This is a genomic window from Asaia sp. As-1742, from assembly GCF_011753235.1.
GTDB lineage: Bacteria > Pseudomonadota > Alphaproteobacteria > Acetobacterales > Acetobacteraceae > Asaia > Asaia bogorensis_B.
The window spans coordinates 44,799-60,061 of sequence record NZ_VWWA01000001.1; the positions used below are offsets into that span (position 1 = coordinate 44,799).

Below are 15,263 nucleotides of genomic sequence, written 5' to 3' on the forward strand. Positions count from 1 at the left end.
ATGCCTGACGCGTTCATGTCTGCCTCGTCTGTCCCGGCTCTGGCATGCGGGAGTCTGGTTGGTCTGGTTCTGGGCCTTATCGGCGGCGGCGGGTCCATTCTGGCTGTCCCGCTGCTGATCTATGTTGTGGGGGTGCGTAACCCCCATATCGCGATTGGCACGAGCGCTTTTGCTGTCGCGATCAACGCGTTGGCAGGTCTGCTCAGCCATGCGCGTGAGCACACGGTTAAATGGCGCTGCGCCGGTTTCTTCGCTCCTGCCGGGATGCTTGGCGCGGCGCTTGGGGCGCAGCTTGGCAAGGCGATGGATGGACAGCGACTTCTGTTGCTGTTTGCCGGTCTCATGGTGCTTGTCGGGATCGCGATGATCCGCGGCCGTCTCGACGAGGGCATACCGGGGGCGGGGTGCAATCGTGACAATGTCTGGAAGGTTGGCCTATTTGGCCTGTGCACAGGCGGGCTGTCCGGATTTTTCGGTATTGGTGGCGGGTTCCTGATCGTGCCGGCACTGATGGCGGCTACGCATATGCCGGTCCTCAATGCTGTGGGCACGTCACTTGTGGCTGTTGCGGCCTTTGGCGTGACGACGTCTGCCAGCTATGCGCTTTCGGGCCTTGTGGACTGGCCTTTGGCCTTGTGGTTCATCATGGGGGGCGTTGTCGGGTGTCTGCTTGGGACGAAACTGGCGAGCCGTCTCGGTAAAGGGTCCGGTGCCACGTTGAAACTTCTGTTCGCTGGCCTCATCTTTGTCGTGGCGGCCTATATCGCCTATCGCACACTCTGAAAGCGCAGGCATTTTGTTCTATGCGCGCCTTCAGAGGGTCTCGCCCCTACCCTAAGGCGCCATGCGGCGTCTTTGACATATACGCGGAAAGATGAACCCCCATGAGCGCGCCTGATACCAGACTGACGCAAGATGATATCCTTTCGGCAGTGGAGGGGCTGGTGTCGGCCGAAAGCGACATGATCGCGAATATGGCCAATATCGCAGCGGTTCTCTTTGAGGCACTCCCCCGCATCAATTGGGCAGGGTTCTATCTGCTGCGCGAGGGCGAACTGGTGCTGGGGCCGTTTCAGGGGCGTGTCGCCTGTACCCGCATTGCGCTGGGGCGCGGGGTATGTGGCAAGGCTGCCAGCGAACGCAGTATCCAGCGTATCGATAATGTCCACAGCTTCCCCGGCCATATTGCATGCGATGCGGCATCAGCGTCGGAAATCGTTCTGCCTCTGGTCAGAAACGGTGAATTACTGGGCGTACTCGACATCGACAGCCCGGAACAGGCACGTTTTGGCGATGCCGAGCAGGCTGTACTGGAGCGCGTTGTTACCCTTCTGCTCGATGCCTGATGCGAGATCGCGCACGCGGCCTGATCGTGAGGGAAAGGTCATGTGCGCAGTCCGGCAGGAATATTGCCTAGGGCAGAAAGAAGGGATGAGAGCCTTTTTGTAGGTGTAATCCTCGACCCTACCTTACCCAGAGAGTTAACGCCGATGGTGTGCCTCTCAAATCTATAGGGGGGCAGCCCCGTCGTCGCCGCGCCGCTCAGCTGAGGCAATATGAGCCCGGCTGCGGCGGCATCGCATCCTCCTGTTGATTGGACGTTTCCTGCGCTTCCATTCGGATCGCGTGTTGCAAGACAATCGCCATCCGGCTCAGGCGCGCGGGCGGTTCCAGACGACAATCGAAATCGGGAAGCTGAAAACAATCCCCCCCTCTGTCTGGCGTGGTGCCATGTCCGATCTGTTCTCGCCGCTCGCAATCTCCTGCATGAAAAAGGAAGCGAGAGCCTCGCGATCTTCTTCGGCAACCTGATCGTTCAGGCGGGATTCCAGACGGTATCGGATGGTCTCCACATGGAGCAAGCCCGCCTCATCACCCAATGCCACGATCTGACTGAGCGTAAGAGCCGTTGTGTGCGAGGGGTCACGCAGCTTCTCGGCATGATCGTATTGGCTCTGGCAGGCTGGAGCAGGTGTCGCATCGATGACGACAATCCGACCGCCAGGACGACAGACGCGGATCATTTCTGTGAGGCAGGCCTGCGGTGTTTCCATGTGATGGAAGCTGTAACGGGTCACCACCAGATCAAATTGTGCGTCCTCAAAAGGCAGCGCCATTGCGTTCCCAGTCTGGAAAGAGGCTTTGACGCCCAGCCGATCGGCACGTGCGCTCGCCTGTGCGATCATCGCGGGGGTCAGATCCAACCCGGTCACCTCGGCCCCTGCCTCTGCCAGCGCGCAGCTGACGATGCCGGGCCCACAGGCGACATCCAGCGCCTTCACGGCTGGGCCGGGCGCACAGGCCTTCATGGTCTGGGCCATGCTTTCCGCCTCGGCATGAATGGGGAGGTCAGCGAAAGGGGCTGCCCATTGGGTGAATTGCCGTATGACGGTGGCATTGTGCGGGTTAGGGTCGCCGCTCGGGGTCGCGGTTGCGGGCAATACAGACATGGTGGTTTCCTCTCCTTGCCTGACAGGATAGGAAGATCGCTGGTGGCCGACTAACGTCCTTCGGCCAGAAAATGACGGGAACCGGCCAGATGAAAATCCTGAGCAGCACAGAGACCACGGCTGTTCTGGTCGAAGCAGGCCTCGACAGGCCGCAGCAGAAATCCTTTGCCCTACGGCAATCGGCCGATGCGATTTTCTATGACTGGCATGCGCATTCTTATCATCAGATCATCTGCGCCCGTGCCGGTACCACGCAGATAGAGGGGCCAGACGGGCGCTATCTCCTGCCTGCCGCCCACGCCTTGTGGATTCCAGCCGGGACGCGCCATCGCACCATGATCCGCAATCATGACGGCATGTCCTTCTTTCTTGCGCCGGACGATGCGCAGACAGCGGTCGAGGCGATGACGACATTTCCTCTGACACCGATCTTGACCGAGATGATGTTCTACGCACTGCGCTGGCCGGATGGACCACAATCCGCTGATGCGCTTGCGCAAAGCTTCTTCAATACCCTCGCGCTGCTTTGTCATGAGCGGATCAAGGCAGCGCCTGCCGTCGGGCTCGCCTTGCCCATGCCAAGGCACCCACGATTGATACGGGCTATCGATGCCGCATTGCTCGATCCGGCATCGGCCACGATGACCCGGATTTGCGCCTGTGCTGCCATGTCGGAGCGCAGTTTCCGCCGCCATTTTCAGGCTGAAACCGGGATGGGCTGGCAAAGCTGGATGACCCAGGCGCGCCTGTTTCATGCGGCCCTGCAACTGGGGCAGGGGCAGCGTGTGACGGATGTTGCCGCAGAGTGCGGCTATGCGTCATTGAGCGCCTTCGCCAAGGCCTTCAATCAACGTTTCGGTCGGACTCCTGCACGGTTCAGGGCACATGCGATGCAAGAACGCTAGGCAGGATTGCTCAACGGCGCGAAGGTAATCCCACCCGGTCCTGCTGAAATAGGTTTCCCGCAGGCGTTTCCGAAGGACGACGACCCTCCGGTGGTGCGTGGGGGAAACTCATGGTCACGGCCCCGCCTGAACCCTGACCGGACCGGACTCTAATGTGCCGCGCCCGGTGGTGTGCTCTCGTAGCGGTCCCAGTGCGTGGCGAGGTCGCGCACCACAATGCTGCCAATCTGATAGGCTGCGTTCACCGACGGGATGAAGGCCGAGTAGCCTTTCTCATTGGCTTCGTCCGAGAGAAGCTGCGCGGCCGTCTGGCCCGGTGGGGGCATGTCGAAATTGCTGGCAGTGCGCAGGATGAGCGCGCGTTCGGGATCGACGCGCCCAGCCTTCGCCTGAAGGGCGAGTGCCTGACAGAAGGCCACGTCTTCCTCGGCGGTAGTCGCCATCACACCCTGATTATCGGTCCAGTAGCGCACCCAGCGTTCGGCCCAGCGATTCATGAGCTTGCCCACCCAGAAGGTCTCGCCCGAAATGGTATCACCCAGCATGACAGAAGGCGGCTTTTGCGCTGCGGCATAGCCATGATAGCGGGCGCGGCTCTGCTTCATGCCCTCGCTATCGGGTAGGGAAACGGAACGGGTCAGCTCATAGGCCCAGCGGGTAAGGCTGGGATTGAGGGTGTAGAGCATATCGCCCGAGAGGGAATGCAAGGGTGGGCGTGGTGTCTCGTCGGGGCGACTGCCCTGTACCGGCGTGAAGCCGTCAGGCCAGTCCTTGGGAATTTCACGCGGGTCGATCAGATGGGAGAGCCCGCCATTGATGACGCGGGGTGCCCAGACGGCGGAGCCGATCGTACCAAAATTGGGATCGATCCCCGCGATGCCTGCCAGCACGAAATAGCTGTGGCGCAGGTCGAAGCGTGGGTCGAGCAGCAGCGCCGTCATGGCAGAGGCCATATGTTCGGGGCCTTCGCCAGAAGCGATGGCAAGCACCTGCAACTCGGGGTTGTAATGCATGACCTCATGGTCAGTGCCCGGAGCGGGAAGCGTCTGGCTGAGCGGGAATTTCTCGATCCAGTTCTGATATTCGCCCGGTGTGTCGCCCGTGTCCTTGCCGATTTCAAAGGTCGTCACAACCACAACGCGCACAGGGATGGTGGCAGCAGAGGCATGACCCGCGACCGGTGCTGTCGGCCCGGCAGCATGGGCGGGAGCTGCGGTCAGGCCCGCGGGAACACCGCACAGGAGGAGGGAGAGGGCGAGGCGGTGGCGAAGGCCTTTGGGGTGTGTCATCATAGGAAAAGGGGCTCGTGGCTGACGGTGTTTTCGAAGGCTGCGAAGTTCTGTTCGAGCTGAAGCTGAAGGCGCGCCTTGGGGCTTTTCTTCAGGAAATCGGCGCAGGCAAAGCTCTGCGGAGCCTTGCACAGGGTGATGACGTGATCTCCGTCCCACAGGCTGGTGCCGGGTATAAAGGCATAGGTCAGGCTGTTGCGCGAGATGGTCTTGAGGTCAGCATAGGTCAGGGGGGCAGTTGAAAGCGCCCTGACATAGGCCTCTGTGAGATTGCTGCGGGACACGCCCTCATCATCGGTCGAAAGCACGACCGGCACATGGGCGCGTCGATACAGCCCCATCGGATGGGCGGCACCGCTCACCCCAAGGATCTGGTCATTGCTGGTCAGGTTGATTTCCACCGCGACACGGCGCTGGGCCATTTCACCCAGCAGGCGCACAGCGTCTTTTTCCCATGTGATGTCCACGCCGTGGCCGATACGGTCAGCGCCAGCAATCTCGACAGCATCACGAATATGGCTCTGCAGCCCGGTGACAGGCACCAGCGCGGGGGTGAGTTCGCCAGCGTGGAGACTCAGGCGCACATCGGGATAGAGTGCGCCAAGTTTTGCGAACATCTGCATGTGCAGGGCGTAATCAGCCATTGCCACGGCATCGTCTTCAGGGGCGACGAAGTTCAGGCCGACAAAGCGCGGGTCTTCATGGGCAAGGGCATAACCCGCATCGAGCTGCGCAAACACCTCGGGAGGGGTCATGGTCCTGATGGCCTGAAACAGATAGCGCACCGTCACAGCACAACCCGGATGGGCAGCAGGCGTATCGCATTGCAGGATGTCGCGCGCCTGATGCTCCATCTCATCCGTCTCATGGCGCGCTTCGGCCACGAGGCGGGGGCGCTCATCATGAAGCGCCTCATGGGCGGCATCGAGGTCGAGGTCGTGCAGGGGATGCTGGTCGCCGGCTTTCACCATGCTGCCCAGTGCGGGTGAGATCATCAGTTCCAGATAGACCACATGATCGGCCGCAGCCTGATCGCGCGCCTGTGCAAGCATGGCGCCCTGATGGGCTGAAAGCACCGGGGCAAAGCGCCCGAAAGTCGAGAAAAAGTGATCGTGCCCGGAGCGGTCTGCTGGCGTGGGAACGAAATCATGCATCGAAAGAGAATCGATCATGAGCTCGCGCGCGTCCTGTCGGGTGCGAAGCTGGGAAGCGGGCATATCGCCCGGCGTGGCCAGACGGCACCTGGTAGGCAGGATTCGTCCCTGCGCCAGAGAGACGCACAGGCCATCCTGCCCGGCCCATTCGAGGAAGCTTTCAGCCGGAATGGCGCCAGCCAGATGGTTGTGCAGATCGCCCCCCTTGGGAAAGCCGCGCAGAAACACGGTCAGGCGCGCTGGGTCATTACGCAGATGATCGAAAATGCGCGAGGTTGCCTGCGTGTCGGCTGTCTCGGCATGGGCAGAGGCAGACGAAAAGATGAGCGGAACGGCAAGGGCGAAAGCGGGCAGGATGCGGGGCAACATGCCGCGAAACGTGACGAAACCTTTTGGGTTTTGCAAGCACGCGAACACGCAGGATGTCGCTTTTATCGGCATGACGGCAGCACAAGGCTCAGGGAGCCACCCGATACGTCTTCGAAGAAATCGGCTGAAATCAGGGATGTCTGCGCGGGATCAGCGGGTGTGCAGCAGGATGTGCTGGAACTGAACCGGAACAGGGCCCGGGCATAAGCCGTGAGGCACCCTGCCTGCTGCACGGGGCAGGAGAGGCAGGAGATACCTGCGTGCCGGGCAGGGCGGCGTCGAGACGCTACCCGGCCCGGTACCATAGAGCGGCTTACTTGCCGGCCAGAGCGTCCTTGACGTTCTTGGCGGGGGAGTAGCTGAGCTTCTTGGAAGCTGCGATCTCGATCGTCTCGCCGGTCTTGGGGTTACGGCCCTGACGTGCTGCGGTCGAACGGACCTGGAACTTGCCGAAGCCCGGAATGGACACTTCGTCGCCCTTGGTGGCGGCTTCGATGATGCTGGCCCAGACGGTGTCGAGGGCGGTCTTGGCGTCGGCCTTGGTGCCACCGGTGGCAGCGGCGATGCGGTCGATCAGATCAGTGGACTTCATAGTGATCCTCTTGCGTTTGAAATGGCCGTGGAGCCTTAGGCGCAGTTCGATGAGAGAACAAGGCAGGAAATGCAATATTCCTGATTGTTCTCTGCCGTCGAATCTTCCAATCATACAAGAGTTTCCGGAAATGGCGAAGGGGCCGCCCTCGTTCAATCAACCAGTTTCCACCTTTGAGGGGGGTAATCCATGCGTCAGACGATACGCTTCTATCTCGGGGAACGCCTCGTCAGCCTGAGTGATATTGCCCCCGACACAACCTTGCTGGACTGGCTGCGCCATGAGGGGCGTACCGGTACGAAGGAAGGATGCAACGAGGGTGATTGCGGGGCCTGCATGGTGATCGTGGCGCGGCTGCGTCAGGGCAGGCTTGCGGTGAAGGCCGTCAATGCCTGCATTCAGCTGCTGCCCATGCTGGACGGTGCCGCTGTTTTCATAATCGAGGATATCGGGACACCGGGAGCGCTCCACCCCGTGCAGGAGGCCATGGTAGCGCTCAACGGCGCACAGTGCGGCTTCTGCACGCCGGGTTTTGTGATGTCGATGGTGGCCTATCGACAGGCCGAAGGCGCATCGGATGACGATGCTGCGATCGATGCAGCGCTTTCGGGCAATCTGTGTCGCTGCACGGGTTACGCGCCCATCGTCAAGGCAATGAAACAGGCGCTTCTGGCTCCTCCTGCAGGCTTCGAGCAGAGGGTAGCAGAGATGACCGAGCGCCTCCACGCGTTGGCAGACGGTCAGGATGTGCTGATCGAGCATGAGGGCAGCAGTCTTTTTGTGCCTGCCACGGCGGAATCCCTGGCGCTACGGCTGACCTCGTTCCCGGATACGGTGATCGTGGCCGGCGCGACGGATGTAGGGCTCTGGGTGACCAAAGCCATGCGTCCCCTGCCACGCGTCGCGTTCATCGGGCAATGCGCGGATCTGTTGCGTCTGGAGACGGGCGCCCAAGGCCCCTCTGCCAAGGGCCTTTATGTCGGGGCTGCCGTCACCTACGAGGAGGCGCGCGAGGCGCTTTCGCGGATTCTACCCGATTTTGGCATGCTGATTAGTCGAATCGGCTCTACGCCGATCCGGAACAGTGCGACGCTTTGTGGCAATATTGCCAATGGCTCACCGATTGGCGATGGGCCACCCGCGCTGATTGCCGCCGGGGCAATCCTGCATCTGCGTTGCGGTCATGAAAGACGGGATATGCCGCTTGAGGCGTTCTTTCTGGCCTATGGCAAGCAGGACCGCCGACCGGGCGAGTTTGTCGAGGGTGTGAGCGTACCAGCACCGCTGCCGGGAACATTCTATCGCAGCTACAAGATCTCCAAACGCTTCGATCAGGATATTTCTGCGGTTCTGGGCGCGTTTGCGCTGCGCTGCGACGCGCAGGGGCGTGTAATTGATGTGCGACTGGCTTTTGGTGGCATGGCAGCCACACCATGCCGCGCCCATCATGCCGAGAAGGCCCTGATGGGTACCCTATGGAACGAGGACGCTCTGGAAGCTGCCCGTGAGGCCCTGTCGCTGGACTTCAAACCGCTGAGCGATATGCGGGCCAGTGCCTGGTATCGCCAGACGGTCGCTGCCAATCTTCTGACGCGGTTTTTCGAAGAGAGCCGGGGTGAGACCATGCGTCTCGCCAAGGCCGGGAGCCTGGCCCATGTCTGATGTTCAGGGTCTCATGGACACGCCAATCGACGGGCCAGGCAAACACTCTGCCGCCGAAGGTGCAAGCCCGGGTTCGATGAAGCATGAAAGCGCCATTCTGCATGTAACCGGGAAGGCGCAGTATATCGATGACCTCCCCGAGCCCAAGGGGCTGCTGCATGTCGTGGCGGGGCTGAGCGAAAAAGCCCATGCCCGCCTCTTGAAGGTCGATCTGTCAGCGGTGCGGGATTATCCGGGTGTGGTGCGCGTCATAACGGCGGCAGACATACCGGGAGATAACCAGACCAGCCCGGTTCACGCCAATGACGAGCCCTTGCTGGCGGTGGATCTGGTCCAGCATGTTGGTCAGCCTGTCTTTGCCGTGGTGGCGACCGATCGTGCCATCGCACGCCGTGCCGTGCGTCTGGCGCGCATCGACTATGATGAACTGCCAGCACTGCTCGATATCGACGCTGCGCGAGCCAATGGAAGCCCTCTGGTCTGGCGCCCGCTGACGATGGAGCGCGGCGCCGTGGGTCCCGCTCTGGAAAGCGCACCGTGCAGGCTGAGTGGCTGCGTGACGATTGGCGGGCAGGAGCATTTCTATCTGGAGGGACAGGTGGCTCTGGCCCAGCCGGGTGAGGCCGGCGAGATACGGGTCTGGTCCTCCACCCAGCATCCCTCTGAAACACAGCATCTCGTGGCAAGCGTTCTGGGCCGCCCTCACCACTTGGTCACGACTGAAATCCGCCGCATGGGGGGCGGGTTTGGTGGCAAGGAGTCTCAGGCCAATGGATGCGCCTGCCTGGCTGCCCTTGCGGCGGAGCTGACCGGCCAGGCTGCCAAGATGCGCCTCGATCGTGACGATGACATGATGATCACGGGCAAGCGTCACGATTTTCAGGTGCGTTACGATGTCGGCTTCACCAGTCAGGGCGATATTCTTGCCGTGGATATGGAGCTGGCGGCCCGTTGTGGCTGGTCGGCAGATCTCTCGGGGCCGGTGACGGACCGCGCCCTGTTTCACGCTGATAACGCCTATTATTACCCCGATGTGCGTTTCCGCTCACAGGCGCTCAAGACCAACACACAGTCCAATACGGCTTTTCGCGGGTTTGGCGGCCCACAGGGCATCGTTGCTGCCGAGCGTGTGATTGAGGAAATCGCGTTTGCCACCGGGCAGGACCCGCTCGATATCCGTCTGCGTAATGTCTATGGCACTGGTGAGCGCAATCTGACGCCCTATCACATGGTCGTCGAGGACTCGATCAGCGATCTTGTCATGACGCAGCTGGCAGAGCGCTGCGATTATCGTCATCGCAAGGCGGCCCTTAGAGCGTTCAATGCAACCAGCCGCACGCTGCGCAAGGGGATCGCCCTCGTTCCGGTGAAGTTCGGCATCTCGTTTACGGCAACGCATTACAATCAGGCGGGTGCTCTGGTTCATGTCTATACCGACGGATCGGTGCAGGTGAATCACGGTGGGACCGAAATGGGGCAGGGTCTGCACACCAAGATGGTGCAGATCGTCATGCAGGAATTTGCCCTGCCTGCTGACTCAGTGCGCATCACCGCCACGACGACCGGCAAGGTGCCCAATACCTCGGCCACGGCGGCATCATCTGGTGCAGATCTGAACGGTATGGCGGTGCTCGATGCCGTGAGCCAGATCAAGGGGCGCATGATCGCTTTTGCCGCTAAAAAATGGCAGGTTGCGCCCGAGGCGATTTCTTTTACGCCCGAGGGTGTCAGCATCGGGGACGAGTGTGTCAGCTTTCGTGATCTGGTGTGGCAGGTCTATTTTGCCCGTATTTCGCTGTCAGCCAGCGGATTTTACAAGACGCCCAAAATCTCCTGGGATGCCGCCACGGGGCGCGGGCGACCATTCTACTATTTTGCCTATGGTGCGGCCTGCGCTGAAGTCACGCTCGACTTGCTGACAGGTGAGAACACGATAGATCGTGTGGATATTCTTCATGACGCGGGGCAGTCCCTCAATCCTGCCATCGATATCGGCCAGATCGAGGGGGCTTTCGTTCAGGGAGCGGGATGGCTCACTACGGAAGAACTGGTCTGGGACGAGAAGGGGCGCCTGCGCACCCATGCGCCAAGCACCTATAAGATTCCAGCCTGCTCGGACCGACCGCATATCTTCAACGTAATGCTGCTGGAAAATGCCCCCAACCGTGAGGAAACGATTTACCGCTCGAAGGCCGTGGGCGAGCCTCCTCTGGTTCATGGCGTTGCGGTCCTCCACGCGCTGTCCGACGCGATTGCCAGCTTGGGCGACTACCGGCATTGTCCGGGGCTGGATGCACCCGCGACACCTGAGCGGCTGTTGCGCACCATCATGGCCATGAAGTCATCTGTCGCCCAATCGTCCGCTACCCAGCCGTCATCTGCTGCCGTGGGCGCCCCGACGGGAGAGAGCGCCTGATCGACCTTGACCTGATCCGGCGCTGGCAACGTGAGGCGATTGCCGTGCTCCGGATCGTCGTGGCCGACGCTGCGGGCTCGACCCCGCGCGAGGCCGGGGCGTTCATGCTGGTGTCTCACAACGCCCAGACTGGCACGATCGGTGGTGGAACGCTGGAATGGGAATGTCTTGCCCAGGCACGCCGGATTCTGAGCGGTGCCGCCCTTGCGCAGGAACATCGCTATCGTCTTGGACCCGAGGCCGATCAATGCTGTGGCGGGGCCGTGACGATACGCTACGAACCGGTTTTCGATCTCGATCATGAACTGTCCTGCCTTAAGGCGGAACAGGCTTCATGGCCTGTGGTGAGCCTGTTTGGCGCAGGCCATGTTGGCCGCGCCCTGGCCCAAGCGCTTTCCCCCCTGCCTCTGGCCTTGCGCTGGATTGATTCACGAGCCGATGAATTCGGGCTCGTGCCCGAGGGTGTGACAATGAGCGTGACGCAGGATTGGGAGGCCGAACTGGCGTTGCTGCGCCCCGGTGATGGTGTGGTGATCATGACGCCCAGCCATACGCTGGATGCGCTCATCACGGCTGCCGCCCTTGAACGTGGCGATCTGGCCTATGTCGGCCTCATTGGCTCGCGCACCAAGCGGCGCCGGTTCGAGGCCGGATTTCGTGCGCTGGGGATGGCACAGCACAGGATTGATACGCTGGTCTGTCCTATCGGGCATCACGACGGCCCCTACAGGATCCGTGACAAGCGTCCTTCGGTCATCGCTGCCCTCGTTGCGGCGGAGCTGGTCGTCAAACTCGTTCATGGCGACCATACGAGCAATGGGTGTGGTTCGTCATAAGCAACGCAATGGCGGGAAGCCGACCATTGCCAGCCCACTGGCCCGACAAGCTGTGATCAGCCATCTGGCAACATCTGCGCGGCCTGGCCCGTTGAACTCACATCAGTAACTTGTATCCAAGGAGACATTCATGACCGGCCCTGGCCCCATACGCGGCGTGTTATTCGATATGGACGGGCTTTTGCTCGATAGCGAAACCCTGTCTCTCGATGCCTTTACTCTCGGCGCGCGTGATCTGGGCTATGACATGGATCATGAATTTGCGCGCCAGATGATCGGCCTGCCCGGTGATGCCTGTGCCCAGCTGGTGATTGACAGCTTTGGCCCCGATATCGATCTGGCTGCATTGTTCAGGAGGCAGAATATCCGTCTGCATGAACTGGTTCAGGCGGGGAAGCTCGTGCTGAAAAAAGGCGTGCTTCCGTTGCTGGAAATGCTCGATGCCCGCCAGCTGCCTCGTGCCATTGCCACATCCTCAGGGCGTGAACGTACCGAGGCGCATCTGCGTCATGTGGGTATCTATGACCGGTTCGATGCCATCATCACGCGTGACGATGTGACCCGCGGCAAGCCGGACCCGGAGCCCTATCTGCGCGCTGCTGAGGCGATCGGGGTCGAGCCCGCCTATTGTCTGGCGCTCGAGGATTCCCACAATGGTGCCCGCGCGGCCCATGCCGCCGGGATAAGGGTCATTGTTGTGCCTGACCTGATGGCCCCCAATGAGGAGATCACGGAAAAGGCCCATGCCATCATGAATGATCTTCATGAGGTGTGCGACTTCATCGATCGCGCAGGCTGATTCTTCGCAGTTGAGGGGGCAGGCGAGGGATACTTAACTGTCCCTTGTCTGTTGTATTCGATTGAAGCTTGTCAGGGGGAGCGCGTCGCGCCCTCAGCCGATCCTAGTGACAGCCACCGCCCTTGCAGCCGGAGCATCCCCCGCAGGACTTGCCTTCCTTGGGTGTCGGGGCGCCAGCCGCATGAGGGACATGCAGGCCAACTGCGCTTTTGATGCGGCGCGCATGGGCAGGAAACAGCCGGTTCAGCCAGAAAACCACGGCGACCACGATAACGGCGATGACGATGAGTGTCTGGATCATGGGCCTTATCCGCTAAGGGCGACAGTCACATGATAGGTAAGAAATGACGCGAGATAAGCAAGGCCGAAAAGATAAGCCGCAGCACCGGCGACGACTTTCCATGAACGCGTCTCACGCCGCATGACAGCTAAGGTGGAGATGCATTGCGGGGCATAGACATACCATGCCAGCAGCGAAAATGCCGTGGCCATGCTCCAATGGGCGCTGAGTAACGGCAACAGGGCACTTGCTGCACTGTCTTCATTGGCACCCAGCGCATAGACGGTGGCCAGCGCACTCACCGCCACCTCGCGCGCAGCCAGGCCAGGTATGAGCGAGACGCAGATCTGCCAGTTGAAACCGAGCGGGGCGAAAATTGGCAGCATCCAGTGCCCGATATGGCCGGCGAGGCTGTAATCGATGGCGGCCCCGGTGGCATTGGCGGGCGGGGCTGGGAAGCTTGAGAGCGCCCATAGAAGCACGTTCAGGGAGACAATGATCGTGCCCACGCGGGAGAGGAACATCACCGCACGCTGCCACAGGCCCAGAGCCACGCTTTTCAGATTGGGCGAGCGATAGGGGGGCAGCTCGAGCATCAGCGGATGCTCTTCGGATGCCACACCGCGTGTCATGAGGCGCGCGGCAACAATACCGCTGAGAATGGCCACGAGGTAGAGCGCGAACAGCACGAGGCCCTGAAGGCCGAGAAAGCCAAGAACCGTTCGATGCGGCACGAAAGCGCCGATCAGAAGTGTATAGACCGGCAGGCGCGCTGAACAGGTCATGAGAGGCGCGATCAGGATTGTCACCAGACGGTCGCGTGGGTTCTGTATCGTACGCGCCGCCATGATGCCCGGAATGGCACAGGCGAAGCTGGAAAGAAGCGGAATGAAGGAGCGTCCACTCAACCCGGCCAGAGCCATTACGCGGTCGAGCAGGAAAGCGGCTCTTGGCAGATAGCCCGTCTCTTCCAGGGTCAGGATCCAGAGGAACAGGATCAGGATCTGAGGGAGAAAAACGATGACGGTTCCTGCTCCGGCGAAAATGCCATCCGCCAGAAGGCTGCGCAAAAGCCCGGGCGGCAGGGGTGAGACCACCATCTGTCCCAGAGAGGCGATGCCGGCTTCCAGTGCATCCATGAGCGGCTGTGCCCAGGCAAAGACAGTCTGGAACATGAAAAACAGCACGACCAGCAGAATGATCGGCCCCCAGACGGGGTGCAGGAACCAGCGGTCGAGCCTGTCGGCCAGCCGGTCGCCACGCAGAGCCCCTTCATTGGTATAGCGGGCGATAAGCTCGCCCGCCCGGGCATGCAGGTCGATCTCTCTGCCGGGTGGGGGCGGGGTCAGGGTCTCGGTCTGATCCAGTGCCGCGAGAAGATGGCTCACACCGCTCTTGCGCAAGCTGATGGTCGGGATGATGGGCAGATCGAGCGCTGCGGCGAGGCCCGGTACGTCGATTTTCAGCCCGAGACGCTCGGCCTCATCCATCATGTTGAGCACGACCAGCATGGGGCGGCCCAGCTGCATGAGTTCGAGCAGAAAGCGTAGATGCAGCCGCAGATTGCTGGCTGAGACGACGCAGATGATCAGGTCAGGCTGTTTTTCGGAAGGATGACGACCCATGCAGACATCACGTGTGACATCCTCATCCGGGCTAGTGGCACTCAGGCTGTAGGCGCCCGGCAGATCGAGCAGGCGTACTGACCGGCCATTGGGCGTCGTGAAATACCCTTCCTTGCGCTCGACCGTGACCCCTGCGTAATTCGCGACCTTCTGTTTGCTGCCGGTCAACTGATTGAACAGCGAGGTCTTGCCGCAATTGGGATTGCCGACGAGGGCGGCACGCAACGGAACGGTCTCCGTTACGGTCGAGGTCACGGCATCCATCAGGGATCAGTGATCGCGCTTGAGCGAGACGCGTGCAGCTTCGCCACGACGCAGGGCGAAGCAGGTGGAACCAAGACGAACGGCAATGGGGTCATGGCCGACCGGGCCGGTCGCGACGATCTCGACAGGTGCGCCCGGAATGAAGCCAAGCTCCCCAAGGCGTAGGGCGATCGGGTCATTTTCCGTGCGGGAAACGACCTGACTGATCACCGCGTGGGCGCCTTTGGGAAGGGAGTCGAGAGTCATGGGTCAATACACCTGTAATCTGGGGCGAGACGCCCTGAGAACGCTTCTCAATTGCCTAGATAGTCTTTCATGTTTTCTTAGGGAAGGGGGAAGGGGTGAAATCCTTTGATACGCGAGCAGCCTCGTCCAGCACCCTGTACGAAAACAGTGCGTTCGTGGGACAAGGTTATCATGAGCAACGAGAGACCATATCGACACGGTGACCGTGATAGCCCTGCGTTGCAGAACTTTCCGCCCCTCTCGTGCTCACAGGGGAGGGCTGCACGAACACTGCGGGGATGAGATGTGTGCGCTCAGGCGGTTGCCCATCTCGCTATTTTGATAGATTATCGTAGTTGATTCTATGAAAACCAATATTTATTTTGGTGAACCTTAA

14 protein-coding genes are annotated in these 15,263 nt (G+C 60.9%); 7 read left to right on the forward strand and 7 right to left on the reverse strand.

Going from position 1 to position 15,263, the window contains the following annotated elements:
* Positions 1-15: 15 nt before the first annotated feature.
* A complete protein-coding gene (locus F3J08_RS00140; RefSeq protein ID WP_166928298.1) occupies positions 16-783 on the forward strand; it encodes a sulfite exporter TauE/SafE family protein in 768 nt (255 codons plus the stop codon).
* Between the two features lie 101 nt (positions 784-884).
* The gene (locus F3J08_RS00145) at positions 885-1,346 is read left to right on the forward strand and encodes a GAF domain-containing protein (protein ID WP_166927985.1); all 462 of its coding nucleotides are present in this window, start codon (positions 885-887) and stop codon (positions 1,344-1,346) included.
* Positions 1,347-1,652: 306 nt separating this feature from the next.
* Here the strand turns inward: F3J08_RS00145 and F3J08_RS00150 are convergent, their stop codons facing one another.
* The gene (locus F3J08_RS00150) at positions 1,653-2,450 is read right to left on the reverse strand and encodes a class I SAM-dependent methyltransferase (protein ID WP_166927986.1); all 798 of its coding nucleotides are present in this window, start codon (positions 2,448-2,450) and stop codon (positions 1,653-1,655) included.
* 89 nt (positions 2,451-2,539) lie between these two features.
* Here F3J08_RS00150 and F3J08_RS00155 point away from each other — a divergent pair, with 89 nt between their 5' ends.
* Positions 2,540-3,355 carry an AraC family transcriptional regulator gene (locus F3J08_RS00155; protein ID WP_166927987.1) on the forward strand — a complete coding sequence of 272 codons (816 nt, stop codon included), beginning with the start codon at positions 2,540-2,542 and terminating at the stop codon, positions 3,353-3,355.
* A gap of 149 nt (positions 3,356-3,504) precedes the next feature.
* Here the strand turns inward: F3J08_RS00155 and F3J08_RS00160 are convergent, their stop codons facing one another.
* The 3 genes from F3J08_RS00160 to F3J08_RS00170 form a co-directional block, all read right to left on the reverse strand.
* Positions 3,505-4,647 (reverse strand): purine nucleoside permease, encoded by a 1,143-nt coding sequence (locus tag F3J08_RS00160; RefSeq protein ID WP_240149042.1) that lies wholly within the window; start codon positions 4,645-4,647, stop codon positions 3,505-3,507.
* A complete protein-coding gene (locus F3J08_RS00165; protein ID WP_166927988.1) occupies positions 4,644-6,167 on the reverse strand; it encodes an adenosine deaminase in 1,524 nt (507 codons plus the stop codon). Before F3J08_RS00165 ends, F3J08_RS00160 begins: the two co-directional genes overlap by 4 nt.
* 313 nt (positions 6,168-6,480) lie before the next feature.
* On the reverse strand, positions 6,481-6,759 hold the full coding sequence (locus F3J08_RS00170; protein WP_023979527.1) for an HU family DNA-binding protein: 279 nt from the start codon (positions 6,757-6,759) through the stop codon (positions 6,481-6,483).
* Between the two features lie 189 nt (positions 6,760-6,948).
* On the opposite strand from F3J08_RS00170, the gene xdhA reads away from it, so the two are divergent.
* The 4 genes from xdhA (at position 6,949) to F3J08_RS00190 (ending at position 12,472) form a co-directional block, all read left to right on the forward strand.
* Positions 6,949-8,421: a xanthine dehydrogenase small subunit gene (gene xdhA / locus F3J08_RS00175; protein WP_166927989.1), complete on the forward strand. Its 1,473-nt coding sequence runs from the start codon at positions 6,949-6,951 to the stop codon at positions 8,419-8,421.
* 13 nt (positions 8,422-8,434) lie between these two features.
* Entirely contained in the window at positions 8,435-10,837 is a 2,403-nt protein-coding gene (gene xdhB / locus F3J08_RS00180) for a xanthine dehydrogenase molybdopterin binding subunit (protein WP_166928300.1), read from the forward strand.
* Positions 10,834-11,673, forward strand: a complete 840-nt coding sequence (gene xdhC / locus F3J08_RS00185) for a xanthine dehydrogenase accessory protein XdhC (protein ID WP_166928301.1) — start codon at positions 10,834-10,836, stop codon at positions 11,671-11,673. The genes xdhB and xdhC overlap by 4 nt, the downstream gene beginning before the upstream one ends.
* A 130-nt stretch (positions 11,674-11,803) precedes the next feature.
* Positions 11,804-12,472: an HAD family phosphatase gene (locus F3J08_RS00190; RefSeq protein WP_166927990.1), complete on the forward strand. Its 669-nt coding sequence runs from the start codon at positions 11,804-11,806 to the stop codon at positions 12,470-12,472.
* A 103-nt stretch (positions 12,473-12,575) separates the two neighbouring features.
* Here F3J08_RS00190 and F3J08_RS00195 read toward each other — a convergent pair whose 3' ends face one another.
* From F3J08_RS00195 to F3J08_RS00205, 3 genes are read right to left on the reverse strand one after another with little or no spacing between them, the layout of a single operon-like run.
* A complete protein-coding gene (locus F3J08_RS00195) occupies positions 12,576-12,773 on the reverse strand; it encodes a hypothetical protein (protein ID WP_166927991.1) in 198 nt (65 codons plus the stop codon).
* A gap of 5 nt (positions 12,774-12,778) precedes the next feature.
* Entirely contained in the window at positions 12,779-14,641 is a 1,863-nt protein-coding gene (locus F3J08_RS00200) for a ferrous iron transporter B (protein WP_166927992.1), read from the reverse strand.
* Between the two features lie 6 nt (positions 14,642-14,647).
* Positions 14,648-14,887, reverse strand: a complete 240-nt coding sequence (locus tag F3J08_RS00205; RefSeq protein ID WP_023979534.1) for a FeoA family protein — start codon at positions 14,885-14,887, stop codon at positions 14,648-14,650.
* Between the last annotated feature and the right edge of the window lie 376 nt (positions 14,888-15,263).

What these genes read in the sequence shown, in the direction of transcription:
- F3J08_RS00140 (WP_166928298.1), top strand. Translation starts at nt 16, where the DNA reads ATGTCTGCCTCGTCTGTCCCGGCTCTGGCATGCGGGAGTCTGGTTGGT.
- F3J08_RS00145 (WP_166927985.1), top strand. Translation starts at nt 885, where the DNA reads ATGAGCGCGCCTGATACCAGACTGACGCAAGATGATATCCTTTCGGCA.
- F3J08_RS00150 (WP_166927986.1), bottom strand. Translation starts at nt 2,450, where the DNA reads ATGTCTGTATTGCCCGCAACCGCGACCCCGAGCGGCGACCCTAACCCG.
- F3J08_RS00155 (WP_166927987.1), top strand. Translation starts at nt 2,540, where the DNA reads ATGAAAATCCTGAGCAGCACAGAGACCACGGCTGTTCTGGTCGAAGCA.
- F3J08_RS00160 (WP_240149042.1), bottom strand. Translation starts at nt 4,647, where the DNA reads ATGATGACACACCCCAAAGGCCTTCGCCACCGCCTCGCCCTCTCCCTC.
- F3J08_RS00165 (WP_166927988.1), bottom strand. Translation starts at nt 6,167, where the DNA reads ATGTTGCCCCGCATCCTGCCCGCTTTCGCCCTTGCCGTTCCGCTCATC.
- F3J08_RS00170 (WP_023979527.1), bottom strand. Translation starts at nt 6,759, where the DNA reads ATGAAGTCCACTGATCTGATCGACCGCATCGCCGCTGCCACCGGTGGC.
- xdhA (WP_166927989.1), top strand. Translation starts at nt 6,949, where the DNA reads ATGCGTCAGACGATACGCTTCTATCTCGGGGAACGCCTCGTCAGCCTG.
- xdhB (WP_166928300.1), top strand. Translation starts at nt 8,435, where the DNA reads ATGGACACGCCAATCGACGGGCCAGGCAAACACTCTGCCGCCGAAGGT.
- F3J08_RS00190 (WP_166927990.1), top strand. Translation starts at nt 11,804, where the DNA reads ATGACCGGCCCTGGCCCCATACGCGGCGTGTTATTCGATATGGACGGG.
- F3J08_RS00195 (WP_166927991.1), bottom strand. Translation starts at nt 12,773, where the DNA reads ATGATCCAGACACTCATCGTCATCGCCGTTATCGTGGTCGCCGTGGTT.
- F3J08_RS00200 (WP_166927992.1), bottom strand. Translation starts at nt 14,641, where the DNA reads ATGGATGCCGTGACCTCGACCGTAACGGAGACCGTTCCGTTGCGTGCC.
- F3J08_RS00205 (WP_023979534.1), bottom strand. Translation starts at nt 14,887, where the DNA reads ATGACTCTCGACTCCCTTCCCAAAGGCGCCCACGCGGTGATCAGTCAG.